Below are 11851 nucleotides of genomic sequence, written 5' to 3'. Positions count from 1 at the left end.
GTGGCTGCAAAAATCACAGGCAAGAAAAAACCCACTAGCAAGCTAGTGGGTTTTTGTATGGTGCCCAGGAGAAGACTCGAACTTCCACGACCGTTAAGTCACTGATACCTGAAACCAGCGCGTCTACCAATTCCGCCACCTGGGCAAATCTTTGCATCATCTGTCGAAAACGACCATCGTTCACTTTCACACAGTGGTAATAGATCCTTGGTCATCTATTACCGGAAAATCTTGGTGCCCAGGAGAAGACTCGAACTTCCACGACCGTTAAGTCACTGATACCTGAAACCAGCGCGTCTACCAATTCCGCCACCTGGGCACACATTCGAGATTAAAAGATGCTTTACAGCGCCGTTCATCTCTACTACAACTTCGGGGTTGTCCGTCGTTGTGGTGCGCACTATACGGACGCTCCCGCAGGCTGTAAAGCCCCCGATCGAAAAAAAATTCAAAAAATTCAACTTGTTGATTCTGCAGGGCGATTGCCGTTCACCGGACACGCCGTCAGGGCTGTCCAAGGCTGACATTTCCGGTTTCAATACGCCTATGCCAGAATTCCACTCTATATACCCCAAGGTGAATCCTTTCTGATGGCCGATTGGCAATCCCTCGATCCCGAGGCCGCTCGCGAAGCGGAAAAATACGACAACCCCATCCCCAGCCGTGAGCTGATCCTGCAGCGCCTCGCCGACCGTGGCGAACCGGCTGCCCGCGAACAGCTGGCCGAAGAGTTCGGTCTTTATGAAGAAGACCAGATCGAGGCCCTGCGCCGCCGTCTGCGTGCTATGGAGCGCGATGGTCAGCTTATCTATACCCGGCGCGGCACCTATGCCCCGGTGGACAAGCTCGACCTGATCTGCGGCCGCGTATCCGGTCACCGTGATGGTTTCGGCTTCCTGATCCCCGACGACGGCAGCGAGGACCTGTTCCTCAGCCCGGCGCAGATGCGCCTGGTGTTCGACGGCGACCGCGGCCTGGCCCGGGTGTCCGGCGTCGACCGCCGTGGCCGCCGCGAAGGCGTGCTGGTCGAAGTCATTTCCCGCGCCCATGAAAGCGTGGTCGGCCGCTACTTCGAAGAAGGCGGCATCGGCTACGTGACCCCGGACAACCCGAAGATCCAGCAGGAAGTGCTGGTCACCGCCGGGCGCAACGGCGGCGCCAAGATTGGCCAGTTCGTCTCGATCAAGATCACCCACTGGCCGACCCCGCGCTTCCAGCCCCAGGGTGATGTGGTCGAGGTGATCGGCAACTACATGGCGCCGGGCATGGAGATCGACATTGCCCTGCGCAGCTATGACATCCCGCATGTCTGGCCGCAGGACGTGATCAAGGAAGCGCGCAAGTTCCGCTCCGAAGTCGAGGAGAAGGACAAGGAGAAGCGCGTCGACCTGCGCCATCTGCCGTTCGTCACCATCGACGGTGAGGATGCCCGCGACTTCGACGACGCCGTCTATTGCGAACCGCTGGGCAAGCTGCGCCTGTTCTCTGGCGGCTGGCGCCTGTACGTGGCGATCGCCGACGTCTCCAGCTATGTGCGCCTGGGTTCGGCCCTGGACGTCGAGGCCCAGCAGCGCGGTAACTCGGTGTACTTCCCCGAGCGCGTGGTGCCGATGCTCCCCGAGGAGCTGTCCAACGGCCTGTGCTCGCTGAACCCGCACGTCGATCGCCTGGCCATGGTCTGCGAAATGACCATGAACAAGGCCGGCCAGATGGTCGACTACCAGTTCTACGAAGGGGTGATCCACTCCCATGCGCGCCTGACCTACAACAAGGTCAGCAGCATGCTCGAGCATGCCCGCACCCGCGAGGGTAAGGCGCTGCGCGAGGAGTACAAGGAAGTCCTGCCGGACCTGAAGAACCTGTACAACCTGTACAAGGTGCTGGTCGATGCCCGTCACACCCGCGGCGCGATCGACTTCGAAACCCAGGAAACCCGGATTATCTTCGGCGAAGACCGCAAGATCGACGAAATTCGTCCGACCGTGCGCAACGACGCCCACAAGCTGATCGAGGAATGCATGCTGGCGGCCAACGTCGCCACCGCCGAGTTCCTGCAAAAGCACAATGTGCCAGCGCTGTACCGCGTGCACGACGGTCCGCCGCCGGAGCGCCTGGAAAAACTGCGCGCCTTCCTCGGCGAACTGGGCCTGACCCTGCACAAGGGCAAGGACCCATCGCCCAAGGACTACCAGCAACTGCTGGCGAGCATCGCCGGGCGCCCGGATTTCCACCTGATCCAGACCGTCATGCTGCGCTCGCTGAGCCAGGCGGTGTACAGCGTCGAGAACAACGGTCACTTCGGCCTGAACTACGAGGCCTACACTCACTTCACCTCGCCGATCCGCCGCTACCCGGACCTGCTGGTGCACCGTGCCATTCGCAGTGTGATCCGCTCGAAAGTCGATACCCCGCACGTCAAACGTGCCGGAGCCATGAGCATTCCCAAGGCGCGCATCTACCCGTACGACGAGAACACCCTCGATCAGATGGGCGAGCAGTGCTCGATGACCGAGCGCCGTGCCGACGAGGCCACCCGCGACGTGGTCAACTGGCTCAAGTGCGAGTACATGCGTGATCGCGTCGGCGAGACGTTCCCGGGCGTGATCACCGCGGTGACCGGCTTCGGTCTGTTCATCGAGCTGACCGACATCTATGTCGAGGGACTGGTGCACGTCAGCGCCCTGCCGGGCGACTACTACCACTTCGATCCGGTGCACCACCGCCTGTCGGGCGAGCGCAGCGGCCGCAGCTTCCGCCTGGGCGACACGGTCGAGGTCAAGGTCATGCGCGTCGATCTCGAACAGCGCAAGATCGATTTCGAGATGTCCGAGGCCACCGTCAACGCCCCGGTAGGCCGCAAGTCTGCCGCCGCCGCGGGTAAAGGCACGACGGAGCCGGCGCCGGCGCCCGAGGCGAAGATCTCGCCCAAGCCGCGCAGCCGCAAGAGCGAGACCGCCGAGGCGTACTTCCCTAAAGACGCCGTGCAGCGCAACGCCGAGGTGCGCAAGAGTCGCGAGATGAAGAAGGCGCTGATGAGCGACGCCAAGCACAGCGCTCACGCTGGCGGCAAGGCGGAGAAGGGCGCCAAGGCGTCGGGCAAGACCAAGCATCGCAAGGGGCCGTCGAAGTCCGGCGCGCCACGTAAGGGCAAGAGCAAGTCATGAGCCAGCTGGAAAAGATCTACGGCGTGCATGCCGTCCAGGCGCTGCTGCAACACCACCCCAAGCGGGTCAAGCAGATTTGGCTGTCGGAAGGGCGCAGCGAGCCGCGTATCCAGGCCTTGCTGGAGCTGGCCGCGCAGAATCGCGTGCAGGTCGGCCAGGCCGAGCGTCGCGAGCTCGATGCCTGGGTCGAGGGCGTGCACCAGGGCGTGGTCGCCGAGGTGAGCCCGAGCCAGGTGTGGGGTGAATTGATGCTCGAGGAGTTGCTCGAGCGCACCGAAACGCCGCCACTGATCCTGGTGCTGGACGGTGTCACCGACCCGCACAACCTGGGCGCCTGCCTGCGCACCGCCGATGCCGCCGGCGCCACGGCGGTGGTGGTACCCAAGGACAAGTCGGCGACCCTCACGCCGGTCGTGCGCAAGGTGGCTTGCGGCGCCGCGGAAGTGATTCCCCTGGTGGCCGTGACCAACCTGGCCCGGACCCTGGAGAAGCTCCAGCAGCGCGGGTTGTGGGTGGTCGGCACGGCTGGCGAGGCCGAGCAGGAGGTCTACCAGCAGGACCTGACCGGGCCGCTGGTGATGATCATGGGCGCCGAAGGCAAGGGCATGCGCCGGCTGACTCGCGAGCACTGCGATTTCCTGGTCAAGCTGCCGATGGCCGGCAGCGTCAGCAGCCTGAACGTCTCGGTGGCGACCGGGGTGTGCCTGTTCGAGGCCGTGAGGCAGCGTCAGGCCAAGCGCTGATGGCTTGATATCGGGTGGAGTGGGAGCGGGCTTGCCCCGCGATGGTGGTGGATTCGACATCGCATCGCGGGGCGAGCGGGCTTGCCCCGCGATGGTGGTGGATTCGACATCGCATCGCGGGGCAAGCCCGCTCCCACGTTCCATGATTGCCCGCGAAATATGTTTCCGGCTGTTCAAATATTCGCCAACCGCCTTGCTTGTCCCCCCGGCCTTCTCTACAATTGCGCCCCTTGCCAGCTGGCCGGTGCGCATGCGCCTACACGCCGGGGCAAGACTTACAGTGTCATTCACTCCTTGTCTGACCAGATTCGCTGGCAGACTACTAACCCGTAAGGAGCATTCATGCGTCATTACGAAATCATCTTCCTGGTTCACCCGGACCAGAGCGAGCAAGTCGGCGGCATGGTTGAGCGTTACACCAAGCTGATCGAAGAAGATGGTGGCAAGATCCACCGCCTGGAAGACTGGGGCCGTCGTCAGCTGGCCTATGCAATCAACAATGTTCACAAGGCTCACTACGTGATGCTGAACGTTGAATGCACCGGCAAGGCCCTGGCCGAGCTGGAAGACAACTTCCGCTACAACGATGCCGTGATCCGTAACCTGGTCATCCGTCGTGACGAAGCCGTTACCGGCCCGTCCGAGATGCTCAAGGCCGAAGAGAACCGCAGCGAGCGCCGTGAGCGTCGTGAACGTCCTGAGCATGCTGATGGCGCCGAAGGCGACGACAGCAATGACAGCGACAACAGCGATAACGCTGACGAGTAATCCACGGACCTTTTGAGGAGCCAATCACATGGCACGTTTCTTCCGTCGTCGTAAATTCTGCCGCTTCACTGCTGAAGACGTGAAAGAGATCGACTTCAAAGATCTCAACACCCTGAAAGCTTACGTATCCGAAACCGGCAAGATCGTTCCAAGCCGCATCACCGGTACCAAAGCTCGTTATCAGCGTCAGCTGGCTACCGCTATCAAGCGCGCCCGCTTCCTGGCCCTGCTGCCCTACACCGACAGCCACGGCCGCTGAGACCGGGTCGTCGACTAAGTAGCAAGGGATACGCATGCGAGCGTTGGCAAGTTTCATCATGCGCGGTCGTGTGCAGGCCACCCTGGTGGTGGTCATCAGCGCGGTGTTGCCGCTGCTGTTCTGGTTGAGTGCCGCCGCCGGGAGCCTGGTGTTCCTGCGGCGCGGGTTCAAGGATGCGTCATCGGTCATCGCCTGGGGCTTGCTGCCTGGCGTGGCCATGTGGGCATTCGGCGAGCCGAGCACCTTGCTGGTGTTCCTGGGGACGCTGGGGCTGGCCGCGCTGTTGCGCGCCGAGCACAGCTGGACCCGGGTGCTGCTGTCGAGCATCGTGCTGGGCCTGCTGTACAGCCTGATCCTTGATGCGGTACTGCGTGAAACCTTCGAGGTGCTGGCCAAGGCGCTTGAAAAAGCCCTGCCGCAGTTCGAAGGCAAGCCGGTACTGCCCGGTGAGCTGATCGGCCCGCTGCTGATCGCTTCCAGTGCGGTGATGCTGCAGTTGTTCAGCCTGCTGGCGTTGATGCTGGCGCGCTATTGGCAGGCTGCGTTGTACAACCCCGGCGGTTTCGGTCGCGAATTCCGCGAGCTGAGGCTGCCGAAGGTACCGATGCTGGTACTGGTGTCGCTGATGGTGCTGGGTCCGTTCCTCGGGCCACAGTCCGTCGTGCTGGCATCGGCGTCCAGCCTGGTACTGCTGCTGTGCGGCATCGCCCTGGTTCATGGGCTGGTGGCACAGGGGCGACTGGCCGGGTTCTGGCTGGTGGGGATGTACGTGACGCTGCCGTTGCTGATGCAGTTGATGTATCCGTTGCTCGTGGTCCTGGCCATAGTCGACAGCCTGATTGATTTTCGCGGTCGCAAGTCCCCTTCACAGGGTGACGATTCCGCGAACGGTGAAGGTTAAAAGTTAAGAGGTTTTACCAAATGGAACTGATCCTGCTGGAAAAAGTCGCTAACCTGGGCAACCTGGGCGACAAAGTAAACGTTAAGGCTGGTTACGGCCGTAACTACCTGCTGCCGTTCGGCAAGGCCACCGTTGCCAACGCCGCCAACCTGGCCGCGTTCGAAGAGCGCCGCGCCGAGCTGGAAAAAGCTGCTGCAGACAAGAAAGCTTCGGCTGAAAGCCGCGCTGCCCAATTGGCCGAGCTGGAAGTGACCATCACTGCCACCGCTGGCGACGAAGGCAAGCTGTTCGGTTCGATCGGCACCCACGACATCGCTGACGCCCTGACCGCCTCCGGCGTCGAAGTGGCCAAGGCTGAAGTTCGTCTGCCGAACGGCACCATCCGTCAGGTTGGCGAATACGACGTAGCCGTGCACCTGCACAGCGACGTTGAAGCCACCGTACGTGTGGTCGTCGTAGCTGCCTAAGCTGCGCTGACCGGCTGGCTCCCTGTGGGTCAGACGGTTAACATCGGGCACGGTCCTGTGTTGAACAGGCCGTGCCCTTTGTCTTTTTCATCCCCCAGAATTCTTTCGTGGCCATGAACGAGATCACCACTCCCGAACAGCTCGACCTGCAAACCGCCGCCCTGAAGGTGCCGCCGCATTCCATCGAGGCCGAACAGGCCGTGCTCGGTGGCCTGATGCTGGACAACAACGCCTGGGAGCGAGTGCTGGACCAGGTGTCGGACGGCGATTTCTACCGGCATGACCACCGCCTGATCTTCCGCGCCATCCACAAGCTGGTGGATGCGAACCAGCCGTTCGATGTGGTGACCCTGCATGAGCAGCTGGACAAGGAAGGCGTATCCACCCAGGTCGGCGGCCTGGCGTATCTGGCCGAGCTGGCCAAGAACACCCCGTCGGTGGCCAACATCAAGGCCTACGCCGCGATCATCCGCGAGCGCGCGACGCTGCGTCAGCTGATCAGCATCAGCACCGACATCGCCGACAACGCCTTCAACCCGCAGGGGCGCAACGCCGAGGAGATCCTCGACGACGCCGAACGGCAGATCTTCCAGATCGCCGAGGCGCGTCCGAAGACCGGTGGCCCGGTGGGCGTCAACGAGCTGTTGACCATGGCCATCGACCGCATCGACACGCTGTTCAACTCCGACAGCGACATCACCGGTGTCTCCACCGGCTTCACCGACCTGGACGAGAAGACCAGCGGCCTGCAGGCCGCCGACCTGATCATCGTTGCCGGCCGTCCGTCGATGGGCAAGACCACCTTCGCCATGAACCTGGTGGAAAACGCCGTGTTGCGCAGCGACAAGGTGGTGCTGGTGTTCTCCCTCGAGATGCCCGGTGAATCGCTGATCATGCGTATGCTCTCGTCGCTCGGGCGGATCGACCAGACCAAGGTGCGTTCCGGTCAGCTGGACGACGACGACTGGCCGCGGCTGACCTCGGCGGTCAACCTGCTCAACGACCGCAAGCTGTTCATTGACGATACCGCGGGTATCAGCCCCTCGGAGATGCGTGCGCGTACCCGCCGGCTGGCGCGCGAGCATGGCGAGATCGCCATGATCATGGTCGATTACCTGCAGCTGATGCAGATTCCCGGTTCGGCCGGTGACAACCGGACCAACGAGATTTCCGAGATCTCCCGCTCGCTCAAGGCGCTGGCCAAGGAATTCAACTGCCCGGTGATTGCCCTGTCGCAGCTCAACCGCTCCCTGGAGCAGCGCCCCAACAAGCGCCCGGTCAACTCCGACCTTCGTGAATCGGGTGCGATCGAGCAGGACGCCGACGTGATCATGTTCGTCTACCGCGACGAGGTGTATCACCCCGAGACCGAGCACAAGGGCGTGGCCGAGATCATCATCGGCAAGCAGCGTAACGGCCCCATCGGCTTCGTGCGCCTGGCGTTCATCGGCAAGTACACCCGCTTCGAGAACCTTGCGCCGGGCATGTACAACTTCGACGACGACGAGTAAACCTTCCGGGATCTGACTGGCCCCTGTGGGAGCGGATCGTGGGAGCGGGCTTGCCCCGCGATGGCGATGGTGAATTCACCGATGTCATCGCGAGGCAAGCTCGCTCCCACAGTGATATTTGTTCGCACGCTGGAATCCGACCACTACCGTCGGATTTGGTCAAAATTTGTGCTATATTCCGCGCCCGCGATTTTCCTGCACATTAGAACCGGTCACTGACATGCAAGCAGCCAAACCACTCTACGACTATCCCAAGTACTGGGCCGAATGCTTCGGGCCAGCGCCTTTCCTGCCGATGAGCAGGGAGGAGATGGATCAGCTCGGCTGGGACTCCTGCGACATCATCATCGTGACCGGTGACGCCTACGTCGACCATGCGTCGTTCGGCATGGCCATCATTGGCCGCCTGCTCGAGGCCCAGGGCTTCCGGGTGGGCATCATCGCCCAGCCGAACTGGCAGTCCAAAGACGACTTCATGAAGCTCGGCGAGCCGAACCTGTTCTTCGGCGTCGCGGCGGGCAACATGGACTCGATGATCAACCGCTACACCGCCGACAAGAAGATCCGTTCCGACGACGCCTATACCCCAGGCGGCCTGGCCGGCAAGCGTCCGGATCGCGCCAGCCTGGTGTACAGCCAGCGCTGCAAGGAAGCCTACAAGCACGTGCCGATCGTGCTCGGCGGCATCGAGGCCTCGCTGCGCCGCATCGCCCACTACGACTACTGGCAGGACAAGGTCCGCCACTCGATCCTGGTCGATGCCAGCGCCGACATCCTGCTGTACGGCAACGCCGAGCGGGCGATCGTCGAGGTCGCCCAGCGCCTGTCCCAGGGTGAAAGCATCGAGCACATCACCGACGTGCGTGGCACCGCGTTCATTCGCCGCGACACCCCGCAGGGCTGGTTCGAAATCGACTCCACCCGCATCGACCGTCCGGGGCGGGTCGACAAGATCATCAACCCGTACGTCAATACCCAGGACACCCAGGCCTGCGCCATCGAGCAGGCCAAGGGCGACCAGGAAGACCCGAACGAAGCCAAGGTCGTGCAGATCCTCGACAGTCCGAGCGTCACCCGCGAGAAGTCGGTGATCCGCCTGCCGTCGTTCGAAAAGGTGCGCAACGACCCGGTGCTCTACGCCCACGCCAACCGCGTGCTGCACCTGGAGACCAACCCGGGTAACGCCCGCGCCCTGGTGCAGAAGCATGGCGAGGTGGATGTGTGGTTCAACCCGCCACCCATCCCCATGACTACCGAGGAAATGGACTATGTGTTCGGCATGCCCTATGCGCGCATTCCGCACCCGGCCTATGGCAAGGAGCGCATCCCGGCCTACGAGATGATCCGCTTCTCGGTGAACATCATGCGTGGCTGCTTCGGCGGCTGCACCTTCTGCTCGATCACCGAGCACGAAGGCCGGATCATCCAGAACCGCTCCCACGAATCGATCCTGCACGAGATCGAGGAGATGCGTGACAAGGTGCCGGGCTTCACCGGCGTGGTCTCCGACCTTGGCGGCCCGACCGCCAACATGTACCGCATCGCCTGCAAGAGCCACGACATCGAGAAGCACTGCCGCAAGCCGTCGTGCGTGTTCCCGGGCATCTGCGAGAACCTCAACACCGACCACAGCTCGCTGATCGAGTTGTACCGCAAGGCTCGCGCCCTGCCGGGGGTGAAGAAGATCCTGATCGCTTCGGGCCTGCGCTACGACCTGGCCGTGGAGTCGCCGGAGTACGTGCGCGAGCTGGTCACCCACCACGTCGGCGGCTACCTGAAGATCGCCCCGGAGCACACCGAGCGTGGTCCGCTGGACAAGATGATGAAGCCGGGCATCGGCACCTACGACCGCTTCAAGCGCATGTTCGAGAAGTTCTCGAAGGAAGCGGGCAAGGAGCAGTACCTGATCCCGTACTTCATCGCCGCGCACCCAGGCACCACCGACGAAGACATGATGAACCTGGCCCTGTGGCTCAAGGGCAATGGCTTCCGCGCCGACCAGGTGCAGGCGTTCTACCCCTCGCCGATGGCCTCGGCCACCGCGATGTACCACTCGGGCAAGAACCCGCTGCGCAAGGTCACCTACAAGAGCGAGGGCGTGGAGATCGTCAAGAGCGAGGAGCAGCGCCGGTTGCACAAGGCGTTCCTGCGCTACCACGATCCGAAGGGCTGGCCGATGCTGCGTGAAGCGCTGCAGCGCATGGGCCGCGCCGACCTGATCGGGCCGGGCAAGCACCAGCTGATCCCGCTGCACCAGCCGCAGACCGACACCTACCAGAGCGCCCGGCGCAAGAACTCGACCCCGGCCGGCAGCCACAAGGTGGGCAAGGAGCAGAAGATCCTGACCCAGCACACCGGCCTGCCACCGCGCGCCAGCGACGGCAGCAAGCCGTGGGACAAGCGCGAGAAGGCCAAGGCCGAGGCGTTCGCCCGCAACCAGCAGGCGGCCAAGGAGCGCAAGGAAGCGGCCAAGGGCGGCAAGGGCAAGAAGCCGCGTCAGCCGGTCATTCCGCGTTGATTGATCTTTCATGGGGCTGCTTTGCAGCCCTTTCGCGACACAAGGCCGCTCCTACAGGAGATCGCATTCACCTGTAGGAGCGGCCTTGTGTCGCGAAAGGACCGCAAAGCGGTCCCGGGATATCAGCTTTCAATCAGGCTGCTTGTCGACCCACTTCGGCAACACCGGCGATTCGAACCGATCCATCCCGTCCAGCAGCTCATCCGGCTGCTGCCCAAGCAGCAGCATCGCCCGGTGCTGCGGCCGTACGAAGCCCTCTTCGACGATATGGTCGAGGAACCCGCCCAGTTTTTCATAGAAGCCGTTCACATCCAGCAGCCCCAGCGGCTTGGCGTGATAGCCCAGTTGCCCCCAGGTCCACACCTCGAACAGCTCCTCCAGCGTGCCCAGCCCGCCCGGCAAGGCGATGAAGGCGTCGCTGAGCTCGGCCATGCGCGCCTTGCGGGCATGCATGCCGTCCACCACTTCCAGGCGGCTCAGGCCCTTGTGGCCGATTTCGGCGTTCATCAGGCTCTGGGGAATGATGCCGATTACTTCGCCCCCAGCGGCCAGGGCGGCGTCGGCGACGGTGCCCATCAGGCCGACCGCGCCGCCGCCGTAGACCAGGGTCAGGCCACGGCGGGCGATGGCCTGGCCCAGGGCCACGGCGGCTTCGCGATAGGCAGGATTGGCGCCGATGCTGGCGCCGCAGAAGACACAAACGGAACGTACAGGCATTGCTTATCTCCCTTTACATGCGCGCACAGGGTAAGGCGCATGCCTGTCGCTTCCAAGGGGATTCATTCCGGGCGGGAGAACTCGCGGACTGAACCGCTGGCGCCATGGGCGTAGGCGGCGAGCAGGCTGTTCATGAAACTGGACAGGGACATTTCATTCGACTCCTAAATGAGAGGTTGTCCCATCGTCTATCAAGAGGGCATGATGTGCACTTTGATTGGTTGTATACAATCCATTGAACAAATCTACTGGCTGGCCACTTGACACCCCTTGACCCACATCAGGTACGGGCGTCCTGTTTTCAGGCAGTCTCGCAATTGATAAAACCCTGCCAAGGAGATTCATGATGTTTGCGAAAGCTGTAGCGGTATCCCTGCTGACCCTCGCCAGCGCCTCTGTCTTCGCTGCCGACAAGTGCTCGGTGACTGTCGACTCGACCGACCAGATGTCCTTCAACACCAAGGAAATCACCGTCGACAAGAGCTGCAAGGAATTCACCGTCAAACTGACCCACTCCGGCAACCTGCCGAAGAACGTCATGGGCCACAACCTGGTGATCAGCAAGACCGCCGACATGCAGGGCATCGCCACCGAGGGCATGTCGCAAGGTCTGGAGAAGGACTACATCAAGGCTGACAACGCCGCGATCATCGCTCACACCAAGATGATCGGCGCGCCTGAGAAGGAAACCGAGGTCAAGTTCGACGCCACCAAGCTGGAAGCCGGCGGCGACTACAGCTTCTTCTGCACCTTCCCTGGCCACATCTCGATGATGAAGGGCAAGGTCATCGTCAAGTAATCAA

The 11851-nt window shown here is 62.5% G+C and carries 10 protein-coding genes and 2 tRNA genes; 9 read left to right on the top strand and 3 right to left on the bottom strand.

Translation table 11 applies throughout. The features are described 5' to 3' along the window. Window positions 1-58 precede the first annotated feature (58 nt). Both N5D48_RS24190 and N5D48_RS24185 read right to left on the bottom strand, forming a co-directional pair. A tRNA-Leu gene (locus tag N5D48_RS24190) sits at window positions 59-145 on the bottom strand. Between the two features lie 87 nt (window positions 146-232). Next, window positions 233-319 (bottom strand) — tRNA-Leu (locus N5D48_RS24185). A 271-nt stretch (window positions 320-590) separates the two neighbouring features. Between N5D48_RS24185 and rnr the strand changes: the two genes are divergently transcribed. From rnr to N5D48_RS24145, 8 genes are all read left to right on the top strand, one after another. After that, window positions 591-3164, top strand: coding sequence for a ribonuclease R (gene rnr, locus N5D48_RS24180; RefSeq protein ID WP_279888528.1), 2574 nt, complete (start codon window positions 591-593; stop codon window positions 3162-3164). Then, a complete protein-coding gene (gene rlmB / locus N5D48_RS24175; RefSeq protein WP_279888527.1) occupies window positions 3161-3907 on the top strand; it encodes a 23S rRNA (guanosine(2251)-2'-O)-methyltransferase RlmB in 747 nt (248 codons plus the stop codon). Before rnr ends, rlmB begins: the two co-directional genes overlap by 4 nt. Before the next feature lie 342 nt (window positions 3908-4249). Then, window positions 4250-4675 (top strand): 30S ribosomal protein S6, encoded by a 426-nt coding sequence (rpsF, locus tag N5D48_RS24170; protein ID WP_011535936.1) that lies wholly within the window; start codon window positions 4250-4252, stop codon window positions 4673-4675. A 28-nt stretch (window positions 4676-4703) separates the two neighbouring features. Then, window positions 4704-4934, top strand: a complete 231-nt coding sequence (gene rpsR, locus N5D48_RS24165; RefSeq protein WP_003249563.1) for a 30S ribosomal protein S18 — start codon at window positions 4704-4706, stop codon at window positions 4932-4934. A 34-nt stretch (window positions 4935-4968) separates the two neighbouring features. Continuing rightward, a complete protein-coding gene (locus tag N5D48_RS24160; RefSeq protein ID WP_279888526.1) occupies window positions 4969-5835 on the top strand; it encodes a hypothetical protein in 867 nt (288 codons plus the stop codon). A 20-nt stretch (window positions 5836-5855) separates the two neighbouring features. After that, entirely contained in the window at window positions 5856-6302 is a 447-nt protein-coding gene (gene rplI / locus N5D48_RS24155) for a 50S ribosomal protein L9 (RefSeq protein ID WP_134690280.1), read from the top strand. A gap of 113 nt (window positions 6303-6415) precedes the next feature. Further along, on the top strand, window positions 6416-7813 hold the full coding sequence (gene dnaB / locus N5D48_RS24150; RefSeq protein ID WP_023629368.1) for a replicative DNA helicase: 1398 nt from the start codon (window positions 6416-6418) through the stop codon (window positions 7811-7813). Window positions 7814-8033: 220 nt separating this feature from the next. Then, window positions 8034-10331: a YgiQ family radical SAM protein gene (locus tag N5D48_RS24145; protein ID WP_279888525.1), complete on the top strand. Its 2298-nt coding sequence runs from the start codon at window positions 8034-8036 to the stop codon at window positions 10329-10331. Between the two features lie 129 nt (window positions 10332-10460). Here the strand turns inward: N5D48_RS24145 and N5D48_RS24140 are convergent, their stop codons facing one another. Continuing rightward, window positions 10461-11048 (bottom strand): TIGR00730 family Rossman fold protein, encoded by a 588-nt coding sequence (locus N5D48_RS24140; RefSeq protein ID WP_062572684.1) that lies wholly within the window; start codon window positions 11046-11048, stop codon window positions 10461-10463. A 346-nt stretch (window positions 11049-11394) separates the two neighbouring features. On the opposite strand from N5D48_RS24140, the gene azu reads away from it, so the two are divergent. Beyond that, window positions 11395-11847: an azurin gene (azu, locus tag N5D48_RS24135; RefSeq protein ID WP_279888524.1), complete on the top strand. Its 453-nt coding sequence runs from the start codon at window positions 11395-11397 to the stop codon at window positions 11845-11847. Window positions 11848-11851: the final 4 nt, after the last annotated feature.

The sequence above is a fragment of the Pseudomonas sp. GD03858 genome, assembly GCF_029840925.1.
In the GTDB taxonomy this organism is placed as follows: Bacteria; Pseudomonadota; Gammaproteobacteria; order Pseudomonadales; family Pseudomonadaceae; genus Aquipseudomonas.
The sequence above is the reverse complement of the archived record's forward strand: the minus strand, read 5'-3'. Positions and strand labels throughout refer to the sequence as shown.